This window comes from Pararhizobium sp. (genome assembly GCF_965279435.1).
In the GTDB taxonomy this organism is placed as follows: Bacteria; Pseudomonadota; Alphaproteobacteria; order Rhizobiales; family Rhizobiaceae; genus Pararhizobium.
Genome location: NZ_CBDIHY010000003.1, coordinates 247,869 through 261,535, shown reverse-complemented (window position 1 = coordinate 261,535; position 13,667 = coordinate 247,869). Strand labels below are relative to the sequence as shown.

The window sequence follows — 13,667 nt, the reverse complement described above, 5'->3', positions numbered from 1 at the left end:
CTGCTGGCTCGGACACTTCTCCAATTGGGTACCCGTTCGGGATGCCCATGTGTTTCCGACCTCAATGTAAGGACCTTTACGGTGCGTTTAACGATCAAACTGAAGCTCGCAGTCGTGTTTACTGTCATCATCCTGTTGACCGGCGGAATGGCCACTCTGTCCATTCTCAACCTGTCCTCGCTCAACGCAGCTGTTACCCAGATGGTCACTGGACCGATCGTCGATATGAAGACTGTCGCCGATCTCAGCGCCGCCTTCAACGGAACGGTACGTGCAGAAAAGAACGCGATCCTGAGCTCCAATCCGTCGGAGATTGCCGAGTTCGTCAAGTCGATGAAGGATCGTCAGGAACAGCTAGAAGGCTTGCTCGGTTCGCTCTCCAAGTCTGCGGATCCGGATGTGCAGGCCAAGGCGACCGAAATTCGCGCCATCTATGAAAAGTACATGCCGCTTCAGCTGCGGGTGGCGGACCTTGCGACCCAGAACACCGTGGATTCGAACAATCTCGCATCGACCCTGACCATGGGCGAAGGCCGTGCGATGATGAACGAGGCGCTGAAGGTCATCGATGAAGTCAACGTCGTCGTCACCGGCAATGTTCAGGAAACCGACGAAGCGACCGATGTTCAATATCTGAACTCCCGCATGCTTCTGATTGCAGCGACCATCGCGCTGACGTTGTTTTCGCTTGCTGCCGCGGTCTGGATTTCGCTGAATATTTCGCGCGGACTGCGCCGTGCCGTCGATCTCGCCGATGCCGTCAGCATTGGTGATCTCAACTATGAAATCGCCCACAAGAGCAATGACGAGATCAAGGATCTGGTCAATTCCATGCAGGTCATGACCGCCAACCTGCGCAACACGGCAAGCCTGGCCGACAAGGTTGCCGACGGCGACCTGACGGTCGAGCCGACGCCGCTGTCGGAAAAGGACACGCTGGGTCTCGCCCTGCAGCGCATGGTCGAACGTCTTCGCGGCGTCGTTGCCGATGCCCTGTCGGCTTCCGACAATGTCTCGGCTGGTAGCCAGGAACTGTCGGCAAGCTCCGAGCAGATTTCGCAAGGTGCGACCGAACAGGCGGCCTCTGCCGAAGAAGCCTCCGCGTCGATGGAAGAGATGGCGGCCAATATCAAGCAGAACGCTGATAATGCTGCCCAGACGGAAAAGATTGCCCGCCAGTCGTCGAAGGATGCCGAGGCCAGCGGCGAAGCGGTTGCCCGCGCCGTCAGCGCCATGCGCACGATTGCTGAAAAGATCGGCATCGTCCAGGAAATCGCCCGCCAGACCGACCTTCTCGCTCTGAACGCGGCTGTGGAAGCAGCACGCGCCGGTGAGCATGGCAAGGGCTTTGCTGTCGTCGCCTCGGAAGTCCGCAAGCTTGCCGAACGCAGCCAGTCGGCTGCCGCCGAAATCGGTCAGATGTCCGGCGATACCGTCAAGGCTGCTGCCGAAGCTGGTGACATGCTTAACCGACTGGTTCCGGATATCCGCAAGACTGCCGAACTGGTCTCGGAAATCTCGGCTGCCTGCCGCGAGCAGGATATCGGCGCCAGCCAGATCAACGAAGCGATCCAGCAGCTCGACAAGGTGACCCAGCAGAATGCCGGTGCCTCCGAGCAGATGTCGTCAACCTCTGAAGAGCTTGCAGCCCAGGCTGAAGAACTGCAGACCTCGATCGCCTTCTTCAAGGTCGATGGCGCCGGTGTTCGCGTCGGCAACAAGAAGCAGTCGCAGAAGCCTGCTGCCCGCACCTTTGGTCATACCGCTGCCCGCAAGTCGCCGGCTCCTGCCACATCGAACAACAGCATCTCCGCCCAGCAGGCCCGTGCCAAGGGTTTTGCGCTCGACCTGTCGATGGGCGGGCCGGATGCAGCTGATGCCGATTTCCGGGAAAGTGCTTGATCATGGCAACAGCGTCGCTGGAATCGCAATTCGTCACGTTCAGCCTCGGCGAGGAGGTCTTTGCCGTCCCCGTCGAGGTGGTCCGGGAAATCCTCGACTACGAGGAAGCCTTCAAAATCCCGAACGGTCCCGACTATCTGCTCGGCCTGCGCGACGTGCGCGGGCAGGGCGTGCCGACCATTGATCTCAGGCTGAAACTCGGCCTGTCGAAAACCGTGCCAACATCCCATACACGGGTGTTGGTGATGGATATCCCGCTGGAAAGCCGCACCCTGTCGCTCGGCCTGGTTGCCGACCGCGTCTTCGAAGTCACGCCGTTCCGGCGTGACCAGATCGAGGCGGCACCGGATATCGGCATTCGCTGGCGCTCGGGCTACATCGCCGGCGTGGTGCGGCGGGAAGGCGGGTTCGTCGTCATCATCGATCTTGCCAGCCTGCTTTCGAGAGAAGAGACGGCCTTGCTGACCCTGCCGGGTGCGGCAGGGCACGCCGCCTGAGGTTACCAGCATGAATGTCGCCGTCCGTCAGACCCAGTCGCTTTCCGATCACATCAGCAAGCGCAATTTCGATCGCCTCGCGCGGTTCATCTATGACTATAGCGGCATCAAGATGCCGCATAGCAAGCTGACGATGCTTGAAGGCCGCCTGCGCCGGCGGCTTCGGGCAACCAATATCGGCAGTTTCGACGATTACTGCGATTTCCTGTTCAACGAGGACGGGATCGAGCAGGAAGCCGTCTACCTGATCGACGCCGTGACGACGAACAAGACGGATTTCTTCCGTGAATCCAAGCATTTCGATTTTATGCGCGATGTGTCCCTGCCAGGGCTGGTCAACAAGGGACACCACAATCTGCGGGTCTGGAGTTCGGCCTGCTCGACCGGTGCCGAGCCCTATACGATCGCCATGGTGATGGCGGAGTTTGCCGAAGGGCGCTCTGATGTCGACTACTCTATCCTCGCCACCGACCTTTCCACGGAAGTTCTGCAGGTTGCTCGCCAGGGCATCTATTCCGACGACATCGTTGCACCGGTGCCTGCCGCCTTGCGGCGGAAATATGTGATGACGGCCAAGGAACACGGGCGGCGCGAGGTTCGCATCGCCTCAAGACTGCGGTCCAGGGTTGGCTTTGGCCGCATGAACCTGATGGATGCCAAATATCCGGTTGGCAATCCCATGCACATCATCTTCTGCCGCAACGTGCTGATCTATTTCGACAAGCCGACGCAATCGGATGTGTTGACGCGGCTGTGCGATTGCCTCTTGCCCGGCGGCTACATGTTCATCGGCCATTCGGAATCCATCACCGGTATCGATCTGCCGCTGAAGCAGGTCTCCAATACGGTTTTCCAGCGCACATGATCCGCAATCCCGGAACAGTCTTCCGGTCCATCCTCTGAAGAGACAGGCCGATATGGGAAAGAAAGTCCGCGTTCTGATCATCGACGACAGCGCCAGCGTCCGCCAGACTTTGACGGCGGTTCTGCAGCAGGATCCCGATATCGAGGTGATGGGGTCGGCATCCGACCCATTCATGGCGGCGCGCAAGATCGCCGAGGATATCCCCGACGTCATCACGCTTGATGTGGAAATGCCGCGCATGGACGGCATCACCTTCCTGCGCAAGCTGATGGCGCAGCATCCAATCCCGGTGGTGATGTGCTCATCATTGACCGAGGCCGGATCGGAAACGTTGCTGCAGGCGCTGGAAGCCGGTGCCGTCGATATCATTCTGAAGCCGAAGATCGGTGCTGCCGATCATCTGGCGGAGAGCGGCATGCGGATTTGCGAAGTCGTCAAAAGTGCCGCTCAGGCGCGCGTCACCGGGGCTCGGCGATCGGCGGCCCAGGCAGGTTCCTCTAATCCGAATGCCAGGCTGACGGCGGATGCCATGCTGCCGCCGCCGACTGGCCGGGCGATGGCCAAGACCACCGAAATGGTCGTCTGCGTCGGCGCATCCACGGGTGGGACGGAAGCGCTGAGAGAAATGCTTGAGGCGTTGCCGGCCAATGCGCCGGGTATCGTCGTCGTCCAGCACATGCCGGAAAAATTCACCGCCGCCTTTGCCAAGCGGCTGAACAGCCTGTGCGAAGTCGAAGCCAAGGAAGCCGTCGATGGCGATCCGGTGCTGCGCGGCCATGTGCTGATTGCTCCGGGCGACCAGCATATGCTGTTGGAGCGGCAGGGCGCGCGCTACTACGTTTCGGTCAAGACCGGTCCGTTGGTCTCGCGCCACCGGCCGTCGGTCGATGTGCTGTTCCGCTCGGCCGCCCGCGCCGCCGGTGGCAACGCCATGGGCATCATCATGACCGGCATGGGTGATGACGGCGCGCGGGGCATGGAGGAAATGAAGCAGGCCGGCGCCTTCACGGTGGCACAGGACGAAGCGACCTCGATCGTCTTCGGCATGCCCAAGGAAGCAATCGCCCGCGGCGGCGTTGACCGGGTCGTGCCACTCGACCAGATCGCCCGCGAGATCTTGATGGCGCAGTCGCGGTTTTAGGGGCAATCCGTGCGGCTGCCGCGTATGCTCTGAGTTCGCGGCGGCTTACCCCCCTCTGTCGGCGACGCCGACATCTCCCCCACAAGGGGGGAGATCAACCGCCAACTTTTGTGTCTTCAAGGGAAAAGAACAATCTCCCTCCTTGTGGGGGAGATGTCACGCAGTGACAGAGGGGGTAGGCGTCCGCAAACTCGGAATCTCTCAAGTCCCCTGCGTCACCAGAAACGCCTTCATCCGTTCCACTGCCATATCCGGCATATCCAGCACATTGGCCTGATCGGCGAGGCGAAAAATATCCGCATAGTGCAGCACACCGCGAGCCGACTGCATGCCGGCCGGCATGGTGAAATGCCGTTGATGACCGTTCAGCCAGGCGAGGAAGACCACGCCCGCCTTGTAGTGTTGCGTTGGCGCTTCGAAAATTTTCCGTGACAGCGGCACTGTCGGCTCGATTACCGCGCGGAACGTTGCGACATCGCCTGATGCCAGTGAGGCCAGCGCCTTCGAGGCGGATGGCGCGACGGCGTCGAAGATGCCGAGCAGGGCGTGGCTGTATTTCCGGCCATCGCCTTCGATCAGTTCGGCATAGTTGAAATCGTCGCCGGTGAAGCAGAGCACATCGTCCGGCAGGCGGTTGCGCAGGGCGACTTCACAGGCATTGTCGAGCAGCGAGATCTTGATGCCTTCGACCTTCGCCTTGTTCTCCTCGATGATCGACAGGACGGTATTGAGTGCGGTGTCGAAATTCTCCGAACCCCAATAGCCTTTCAGCTGTGGATCGAACATGTCTCCGAGCCAGTGTAGCACGACCTTGTCCTTGGTCTGCGACAGGATGCGGCCATAGACTTTGCGGTAATCATCCGGCGATTTGGCGATGCGTGCGAGCGCGCGGCTGGCCATCATGATCGACCGGCCGCCTTCCTTTTCGACGAAACCGACCTGGGTTTCATAGGCGCGGATCACGTCGTCGGGCGAGCGGGTATCGGCGGGTGAAAGGTGGTCGGTACCGGCGCCGCAGGCAAGATCGGCGCCCGGCACGGTGCGGGCCTCGGTCAGCGACCGGCGGATCAGCTCCTGCGCGCCTGCCCAATCCAGCCCCATACCGCGTTGCGACGTATCCATTGCCTCGGCGATCTTGAAGCCCAGCGCCCAGAGATGATGGCGGAAAGCCATCGTCCGCTCCCAGTCGATCGCGGGGCAACCCCATGGGTCGAGATCGCGCAAGGGATCGGAGACGACGTGGGCAGCCGCATAGGCGATACGGTTGAAGACCGGGGCCGTTTTCGGCCGCGCGATCGGCGTCCCCGTCAAGCGGTAAATCTCAAGCGAACCATCGGCGCGCGGCAGCGACAGGGTGGCGGACATGCGGGCTCCTCCTTGGGTATTGCAAGCCGAATAATTTAGATCGTTCCAAATTTCAAGGGATAATTTGGTGGATAAGTGCGGCTGTGGTACCGGTTGAAGGGCATAATAACGCGCGCATCAGGCCTTGTTACTCGCTCATGTTAAGTGTCTGTAGGGATAAATTTCATTCTATATCAACGAATTATGTTGATTTTGCCTTATCCAAGCGCCTTGTTTTCCGATCAAGGTGATTGCATCACGGCATATTTTACGAAACCCGCTTGACAAAATTGGAACGTTCCAATTATTTTGCAGATAGCGCTGAGGCAAGAAGACCTCGCCGGGAGGGAAACGTGGGTAAAGAACGGGTGACAGTCATCGATATTGCGCATGCCGCCGGCGTGTCGAAATCGACCGTGTCGCTCGTGCTGCAGGCAAGCCCGCTGGTCAACGAGGTCACTCGCGCCAAGGTCAATGCCGTCATCCGCGATCTTGGCTATGTCTATAATCGCGGTGCTGCCAACCTGCGCCAGTCCAATTCCAAATCGAAAATCATCGGCATCGTCGTCAATGACTTGACCAACAGCTTCTTTGCCGAGCTTGCCGTCGGTGTCGATATGGTCGTTCAATCGGCCGGCTACGTGCAGTTCCTCGCCAACACAGCCGAAAGCGTCGATCGCCAGCGTGAGGTCATCGCCTCGATGCGCGAGCACGGCATTTCCGGGCTGATCCTGTCGCCGGCGCGCGGTACGGATGCTTCAGACCTGAAGCCGCTGGTGGCGAGCGGCATCCCGGTTGTCAATGTCGTCCGGCAAGTTGCCGGTGCAAAGGTTTCGTCGCTGGTTTCCGATAATCATGCGGGCATGCGCGATGCGGTTCGCCATCTGGCCGGGCTTGGCCATCACCGCATCGCCTTTCTCGGCGGCTTTCCCGATACGGCTGTTTTCGCTGAGCGGCTGCAGGGCTATCGCGACGCGCTTTCGGATATGGACCTGGCTGTTCACGACGAACTGGTCGTCAGTTCGGCGCCATCGCGGGCAGGGGGCGTCGCCGCCATCGAGCGGGCACTGATGTTGCGCGAGCGGCCGACGGCGGCCGTTTGTTTCAACGATGCGGTTGCATTTGGTGTCTGCGATGGTCTGCGCGCCCATCGGCTTAATCCGGGCGAGGATTTTGCCGTGATCGGTTTCGACGACGTGATTGAGGCGCAGACGGCGGTGCCGGCGCTAACGACGATTTCGGTCGACCCGCAGGGCATGGGCCGCCGGGCAGCACAGCTTCTTTTGAAACAGATCAACGCCGGACGGGCGGACGCTGAGGCGATCGTCAGTTCGGTGCGGCTGGTCGTGCGCCAAAGCTGTGGCGCCGCCATCGATAAGCGCGAAAGGCTATCCTTGTTATGACACGTTGGGGTTTGATCGGGGCAAGCACGATTGCCCATGAATGGGTGATTGACGCGATCCGCGCCGTCGGCGGCGAGATCGTTTCGGTGATGAGCACCAGCGCCGAGCGCGGTGCCAAATATGCTGCGGACCATGGCATCGCAAAATCGGTGACCAGTGTTGCCGAGCTTGTCGGTGATCCCGACGTCCAGGCCGTGTATATTTCGACCACCAATGAATTGCATCGCGACCAAGTGTTCGCGGCGGCCAAGGCTGGCAAGCATATTTTGTGTGAAAAGCCGCTGGCGATGAGCCTTGAAGATGCCCATGCCATGGTCAAGGCAGCACGCGATGCCGGCGTTGTCTTGGCGACCAACCATCATCTGCGGGGCGCGGCCACCCACCGGGCAATGCGGGACGCGATCGCGGCTGGCAGGATCGGCAAACCGCTGGCGGCCCGCGTCTGCCATGCCGGTTATCTGCCGGCGCATCTGCAGGGCTGGCGTCTCGACAGACCGGAAGCGGGCGGTGGCGTCATTCTCGATATTACCGTGCACGATACCGATACGCTGCGCTTCGTGCTCGGAGACGATCCGGTCGAGGCGGTGGCGCTCGGCCAGTATGGTGGCATGGCCAAGGCCGGGCTCGAAGATGCGGCGATGGGTGTTCTGCGCTTCAAATCCGGCCTGATCGCCCAGTTCCATGATGGTTTCACCACCAAATATGCGGTCACCGGCTTTGAGGTTCATGGCTCGGAGGGATCATTGATCGCCCGCAACTGCATGACCCAGAAGGCTATTGGCACGGTCACCTTGCGCAACGCCGATGGCGAGACGGAGTTGCCGCTCGACCACCGCAATCTCTACGAAAACACGCTGATCGCCTTCGACGACGCGGTCGCCGGAAAGGGAAAGCCACTCTGCGGCGGTGAGGACGGTGTCTGGTCGTTGGCCACTGGGCTTGCGGTGATGCAGGCCGCCGCAAGCGGCAATGCCGTCGCGATTGACACGGGACTTTGAGAGCATTTCCATGAGCAAGCATATCACCCCGGCTGAGGCAGCCGCTCTGATCCCCGATGGCGCGACCGTATCGGTGTCGTCGTCGAGCGGACTCGGCTGCCCGGACCTGATGCTGAAGGCGATCGGCGAGCGCTTTGACGCAACCGGCCATCCGCGCGACCTGACAACGCTGCATCCGATTGCCGCCGGCGACATGAGCGGCATCAAGGGCATCGATCACATCGCCAAGAAGGGTCTTTTGAAGAAGATCATCGGTGGGTCCTACCCTTCCGGGCCTTCCACATCCGAGCCGCCGCTGATCTGGCAGATGATCGGTAATGACGAGGTGGCCGCCTACAACATTCCGTCCGGCGTGCTGTTCGACATGCACCGCGAAGCGGCGGCCAAGCGCCCAGGTGTTTTGACCAAGATCGGCCTCGATACGTTCGTCGACCCGTCGCGCCAGGGCTGCGCGATGAATGCGTCGGCGGCGGCCGAACCGGTTGTCAAAAAGATGGAATTCGAGGGCGAGGACTGGCTCTATTTCAAGGCGATCGTGCCGCAGGTGGCGATTATCCGGGCGACGACCGCCGACGAGCGCGGCAACCTGACCTATGAACATGAGGGCGCCTATCTCGGGGGCCTCGACCAGGCGCTAGCTGCCCGCAACAATGGCGGCATCGTCATTGCGCAGGTCAAGCGCATCACCAAATCTGGTTCGATGAAGCCGCATGATGTGCGCGTTCCCGGCATGCTGGTTGACTATGTCGTCGTCGATCCTGATCAGAAGCAGACGACGCTGACGGAGTACGATCCGGCCATCTCCGGCGAGATCTTCCGGCCGCTCGACAGCTTTCGCGTGCCCGAATTCAATATCCAGAAGGTCATTGCACGCCGCGTCGCGCAGGAGCTTCAGGGCGGCTCTAGCGTCAATCTCGGCTTCGGCATCTCGGCCAATGTGCCGCGTATCCTGCTCGAAGAAGGCCTGCACGGCTCGGTTACCTGGGTGATCGAACAGGGTGCGGTCGGCGGCGTGCCGCTGCTAGATTTCGCCTTCGGTTGTGCCTCGAATGCCGACGCCTTCATGCCGTCACCCTATCAGTTCACCTATTTTCAGGGCGGTGGCTTCGATGCCTCGCTGTTGTCCTTCCTTGAGATCGACAAGTCGGGTTCGGTCAACGTTTCGAAATTGTCCTTCCGGCCGCATGTGACGGCAGGTGCTGGCGGTTTCGTCGATATCACTGCGCGGGCAAAGAAAATCGTTTTTTCCGGCATGTTCAATGCCGGTGCGAAGCTCTCGATGGCGGATAGCAAGCTGGTGATCGAGAAAGAGGGCAAGCTGAAGAAGCTCGTCAACGAGGTCGAGCACGTCACCTTCTCCGGCCGCCGCGCCGTCGAGCAGGGGCAGGACATCACCTATGTCACCGAGCGTTGCGTGATGAAGCTGACGCCTGATGGCATCGTGCTGACAGAGATCGCGCCGGGCGTTGATCTGCAGGCACATATTCTCGATCAGTCGGAATTCCCGTTGATCGTTTCCGATACGCTTAAGGTCATGGATGCCGCGCTGTTCCATGAGGCGCCGATCGGGCTGACGCTGCCGCAAAAGCCGATCCGCACGCTGCAAGGAGCGTCGCATGGCTGATGAGCGGATCAAGATCGAGATCGACGGCGCGATTGCCACCCTCACGGTTGCGCGGCCGGACAAGCTGAACGCGTTCGATATCGACATGCTGAAGGCGCTGTCTTCTGCCTGCGATACTGTGGAGGCCGATGCCAATGTGCGCGCCGTCATCCTGACGGGCGAGGGCAAGGCCTTTTCCGCTGGTGGCGACATCAAGGCCTGGGGGGCGATGAGCCCGAACGAATTCGGCCATCAATGGGTGCGCTTCGGCCATCGGGTGTTCGAGCGGCTGGCGACCCTGCGTATGCCGGTGATTGCTGCGATCAACGGCCATACGCTTGGCGGCGGGCTGGAACTGGCGGCGGCGGCGGATATCCGCATCGCGGAAACCCAGGTGAAGATCGGCCTGCCGGAAACGAGCCTTGGCATGGTGCCCGGCTGGTCGGGCACACAGCGTCTGGTCCGGCGGTTTGGCGCGCAGATCGTGCGCCGTATGGTGCTCGGTGGCGAGATGTTTACGGCCGATGAGGCGCAGGTTCTCGGTTTGGTCGATGCGGTGGTTGAGACAGGAACGGTTCTGGATGCGGCCAGGGATTATGCCCAGCGCGTCGCCAAGCGCGGTCCGGCGGCGCTGGAAATCTGCAAGCTGATGATCGCGTCTGCCAATGGCGAAGACAATGGAACCGCCGTCGAGGCGCTGGGTTCGATCCTGGCCGCCAAGACCGGCGACATGAAAGAGGGCGTTGCGGCTTTTACCGGCAAACGCCCCGCAGAATTCAAGGGAGAATGGTAATGACGGTTTTGGTGAGGCCCAAGGCTTTGACTGACACAAAGGTGCGCGAATACCAGATGCTGATCGACGGCAAATGGGGAAATGCGGCCGAGGGCAGGACGCTGGAGCGCGTGGCTCCCGGCCATGGCGTCACCGTCAGCCGCTATCAGGCCGCGACGAAAGCCGATGCCGAGCGGGCGATTGCTGCTGCACGCAAGGCCTTTGACGATGGCCCCTGGCCGCGGATGACGGCGTCGGAGCGTTCGCTGGTCCTCTTGAGGGCCGCCGACATGATCGCGGCGCGTGCGGATGAACTGGCCTATCTCGATTGCATCGAGAGCGGTAAGCCGATCAGCCAGGCCAAGGGCGAACTTGCCGGTGCTGCTGATATCTGGCGCTATGCTGCAGCACTTGCCCGCGACCTGCACGGTGAAAGCTACAACACGCTCGGCGATGGCACGCTCGGCGTCGTGCTGCGCGAAGCCATCGGCGTCGTCTCGATCATCACGCCGTGGAATTTCCCGTTCCTGATCGTCAGCCAGAAGCTGCCGTTTGCGCTGGCTGCCGGCTGCACCACGGTGGTGAAGCCGTCGGAGCTCACCTCCGGCTCGACGCTGGTTCTTGGCGAAATTCTTGAGGCGGCCGGTGTTCCCGCCGGGGTCGTCAACATCATCACCGGCACCGGCCCGGATGTCGGCGCGGTCATGACCTCGCATCCCGATGTCGACATGATCTCCTTCACCGGTTCGACCGGCGTTGGCAAGCTGACGATGACAAATGCGGCGCAGACGCTGAAAAAGGTGTCGCTGGAACTTGGCGGCAAGAACCCGCAGATCGTCTTTCCGGATGCCAATCTTGATGATTTCATCGATGCGGCGGTGTTCGGCGCCTATTTCAACGCCGGAGAATGCTGCAATGCCGGTTCGCGGCTGATCGTCCACAAGGAGATCGCTAAGGACGTAATTGCCCGCATCGCCGCGATGTCGGCCAAGGTCAAGGTCGGTGATCCGCTTGATCCCGAAACCCAGGTCGGCGCAATCATCACGCCACAGCACCTGGAAAAGATCGTCGGCTACGTCTCTGCCGCTTCCGGCAATGGCGCGACGGTCTCGCATGGTGGCACAGCACTTGATCTCGGTTCCGGCCAGTTCATGTCGCCGACCATTCTGTCTGCCGTCACGCCCGACATGGCCGTGGCACGCGAAGAGGTTTTTGGCCCGGTCCTGTCCGTGCTGACTTTCGAGACCACCGACGAAGCTATCCGGATTGCCAATTCCATCGACTATGGCCTGTCGGCCGGCGTCTGGAGCCGCGATTTCGATACCTGCCTGACTGTCGGCCGTAAAGTGCGAGCCGGAACGGTCTGGATGAACACCTTCATGGATGGCGCTTCGGAATTGCCGTTCGGCGGCTATCGCCAGTCCGGCCTTGGACGTGAACTCGGCCGTCATGCGGTCGAGGATTACACCGAGACCAAGACACTCAACATGCATATCGGCGGCCGCACCGGCTGGTGGATGCCGCGCGGCTAAGGTGGATTGAGGCGATGAGGGGAAAGGAGGGCGTGATGCGGATGTTGAATTTTGTGGAGCAGGGCGTTTCCTCTTCCGTCAGTGATGGCCAAAATCGAACCGAGATCGGGGACACGTACCCCCCTCTGTCACTGCGTGACATCTCCCCCACAAGGGGGGAGATTGTTCTTTTTCCTTGTGGCGACAAAGCTAGCGGCCGATCTCCCACCTTGTGGGGGAGATGTCGGCGTCGCCGACAGAGGGGGGTAAATTTCAAGCGGACCGGTCATGTCCTCAGCACTTCAGCCTCCCGAAAAATCAATCTGCGGCTGGAGCAGGACCTGCATCCCGGTCGTTTCGTCGCCGGCGATGCGGGCCAGGAGAACCTGGCCCATTCGTTCGCCGGTGTCGGTCAGGTCCTCGTAGATCGTCTCGACCTTCGGCTGGATCTGGCTGAGCAGCTTGGAAGTCCGCTTGGCAACGATGTCGTATTCGAGCCCAAGAGTGAGCCCATGATCGCTCATGCCGGTGATGGTTGCGAGCGCCGAGACTTCGCCGCCGCAGGCAAAACCGTCGGGGGCATCGGGCTGGCCAGCACGGCGGCTCATGTAGTCGCGGATCTGTTCGACGGGACAGTCGAGGTCGATTTCCTCGGGGATTTCGTAGGCGACGCCGGCTTCGCGCACGGCAGTCATGAAGCCGTGCAGCAGGTGCTGCGAGAACGTCATGCGCTTGGGCGGCAGGATGATCATCGGCTTGCGGCGGCCGCGGGCGATCAGCCGTTTGGTCGCCTCATAGGCGAACGAGAAATTGTCGTAGTCGACATACGGATGCGGCGTGGTGAATTCGGTCCGGCCATGGGTGACGAACGGAAAGCCGTTTTCCAGCAGCAGCCGCACGCGCGGATCGAAGGGTTCGGTGCGCGAAAAGATCAGGCCATCGGCCATGCCGTTGCGCACAATATGGCTGATGGCATCGATATTGGCGCCGTCGATGAAGTTCGGCATGACGATCAGATGGTAGGGCGTGTCCTGCAGTGCCTTGGCAAGCCCGTGCATCAGCGAAATGCCGTAACCGAGGATTTCCTCGTGCGGATCGAGCAGGACGCAGACGACATTGGTGCGGCCGGTCTTCAGGCGCTGGGCGGCGCGGTCCGGCAGGTAGCCGATCTCGGCCGCCACCTCGTGGACGCGCTTGCGGGTCTCTGCCGAAATCTGCGGGGCATTGCTCAGCGCGCGCGATACCGTTGTCACGGCAAAGCCTGTCAGGTCGGCAATGGTACGCAGGGTCGGCTTGCCGCTTTTCAGCTTAGTGTCGGTGGTGGTGGATTTGGGAGTGTCAGCCAATGAAATACTCCCTTGGGGTGATGACCAGACGCTTTTGTAGCGGCAGACATACGCGGGTGCAATGTGTTTGTGCAAACGTTTTAAATCGATGATCGTTGCGCTTTTTTGTTGCAGTGCGAAATCGGTTTTCTGGCGTATAAATGCTTAAATTCAGCATGTTAAGTCTGGTATCAGGCGCGTGTTGTGCAGTGCTTGACTTGATCCGATTTATAACGTTTTAAATGAACCGGCGGTAAATACCGCAAACCAATTGCTTCCCTGTTTTGGCGGGGAGGGCATTCAACG

Annotated in this window: 11 protein-coding genes; 9 read left to right on the top strand and 2 right to left on the bottom strand. The window is 60.7% G+C overall.

What is annotated here, in order from left to right:
• Positions 1-81: 81 nt before the first annotated feature.
• The 4 genes from ACQY8Q_RS06920 to ACQY8Q_RS06905 are packed head-to-tail and all read left to right on the top strand — an operon-like array spanning position 82 to position 4,405.
• A complete protein-coding gene (locus tag ACQY8Q_RS06920; protein ID WP_428425942.1) occupies positions 82-1,902 on the top strand; it encodes a methyl-accepting chemotaxis protein in 1,821 nt (606 codons plus the stop codon).
• Positions 1,903-1,904: 2 nt separating this feature from the next.
• A complete protein-coding gene (locus tag ACQY8Q_RS06915) occupies positions 1,905-2,399 on the top strand; it encodes a chemotaxis protein CheW (RefSeq protein ID WP_428425941.1) in 495 nt (164 codons plus the stop codon).
• Between the two features lie 10 nt (positions 2,400-2,409).
• Positions 2,410-3,264, top strand: a complete 855-nt coding sequence (locus ACQY8Q_RS06910) for a CheR family methyltransferase (protein ID WP_428425940.1) — start codon at positions 2,410-2,412, stop codon at positions 3,262-3,264.
• Between the two features lie 52 nt (positions 3,265-3,316).
• Complete coding sequence (locus tag ACQY8Q_RS06905; protein ID WP_428425939.1) at positions 3,317-4,405, top strand: protein-glutamate methylesterase/protein-glutamine glutaminase; 1,089 nt, start codon at positions 3,317-3,319, stop codon at positions 4,403-4,405.
• Positions 4,406-4,606: 201 nt separating this feature from the next.
• Here the strand turns inward: ACQY8Q_RS06905 and ACQY8Q_RS06900 are convergent, their stop codons facing one another.
• Positions 4,607-5,770, bottom strand: coding sequence for a dihydrodipicolinate synthase family protein (locus tag ACQY8Q_RS06900; protein WP_428425938.1), 1,164 nt, complete (start codon positions 5,768-5,770; stop codon positions 4,607-4,609).
• Between the two features lie 332 nt (positions 5,771-6,102).
• On the opposite strand from ACQY8Q_RS06900, the gene ACQY8Q_RS06895 reads away from it, so the two are divergent.
• Genes ACQY8Q_RS06895 through ACQY8Q_RS06875 form a run of 5 tightly spaced genes read left to right on the top strand, consistent with a single transcriptional unit; the run spans position 6,103 to position 12,057 of the window.
• Complete coding sequence (locus ACQY8Q_RS06895) at positions 6,103-7,152, top strand: LacI family DNA-binding transcriptional regulator (protein ID WP_428425937.1); 1,050 nt, start codon at positions 6,103-6,105, stop codon at positions 7,150-7,152.
• Positions 7,149-8,150 (top strand): Gfo/Idh/MocA family protein, encoded by a 1,002-nt coding sequence (locus ACQY8Q_RS06890; protein ID WP_428425936.1) that lies wholly within the window; start codon positions 7,149-7,151, stop codon positions 8,148-8,150. The genes ACQY8Q_RS06895 and ACQY8Q_RS06890 overlap by 4 nt, the downstream gene beginning before the upstream one ends.
• A gap of 10 nt (positions 8,151-8,160) precedes the next feature.
• Positions 8,161-9,774, top strand: coding sequence for an acyl CoA:acetate/3-ketoacid CoA transferase (locus ACQY8Q_RS06885; protein WP_428425935.1), 1,614 nt, complete (start codon positions 8,161-8,163; stop codon positions 9,772-9,774).
• A complete protein-coding gene (locus tag ACQY8Q_RS06880; protein WP_428425934.1) occupies positions 9,767-10,546 on the top strand; it encodes an enoyl-CoA hydratase/isomerase family protein in 780 nt (259 codons plus the stop codon). The genes ACQY8Q_RS06885 and ACQY8Q_RS06880 overlap by 8 nt, the downstream gene beginning before the upstream one ends.
• A complete protein-coding gene (locus tag ACQY8Q_RS06875) occupies positions 10,546-12,057 on the top strand; it encodes an aldehyde dehydrogenase family protein (RefSeq protein ID WP_428425933.1) in 1,512 nt (503 codons plus the stop codon). The genes ACQY8Q_RS06880 and ACQY8Q_RS06875 overlap by 1 nt, the downstream gene beginning before the upstream one ends.
• A gap of 281 nt (positions 12,058-12,338) precedes the next feature.
• On the opposite strand, the gene ACQY8Q_RS06870 is transcribed toward ACQY8Q_RS06875, so the two are convergent.
• Positions 12,339-13,382: a LacI family transcriptional regulator gene (locus ACQY8Q_RS06870; protein ID WP_428425932.1), complete on the bottom strand. Its 1,044-nt coding sequence runs from the start codon at positions 13,380-13,382 to the stop codon at positions 12,339-12,341.
• Positions 13,383-13,667 lie beyond the last annotated feature (285 nt).

Excerpts from the sequence above, each read along its gene's own strand:
- ACQY8Q_RS06910 (WP_428425940.1), top strand. The coding sequence starts at position 2,410 with ATGAATGTCGCCGTCCGTCAGACCCAGTCGCTTTCCGATCACATCAGC.
- ACQY8Q_RS06905 (WP_428425939.1), top strand. The coding sequence starts at position 3,317 with ATGGGAAAGAAAGTCCGCGTTCTGATCATCGACGACAGCGCCAGCGTC.
- ACQY8Q_RS06890 (WP_428425936.1), top strand. The coding sequence starts at position 7,149 with ATGACACGTTGGGGTTTGATCGGGGCAAGCACGATTGCCCATGAATGG.
- ACQY8Q_RS06875 (WP_428425933.1), top strand. The coding sequence starts at position 10,546 with ATGACGGTTTTGGTGAGGCCCAAGGCTTTGACTGACACAAAGGTGCGC.
- ACQY8Q_RS06900 (WP_428425938.1), bottom strand. The coding sequence starts at position 5,770 with ATGTCCGCCACCCTGTCGCTGCCGCGCGCCGATGGTTCGCTTGAGATT.
- ACQY8Q_RS06885 (WP_428425935.1), top strand. The coding sequence starts at position 8,161 with ATGAGCAAGCATATCACCCCGGCTGAGGCAGCCGCTCTGATCCCCGAT.
- ACQY8Q_RS06880 (WP_428425934.1), top strand. The coding sequence starts at position 9,767 with ATGGCTGATGAGCGGATCAAGATCGAGATCGACGGCGCGATTGCCACC.
- ACQY8Q_RS06915 (WP_428425941.1), top strand. The coding sequence starts at position 1,905 with ATGGCAACAGCGTCGCTGGAATCGCAATTCGTCACGTTCAGCCTCGGC.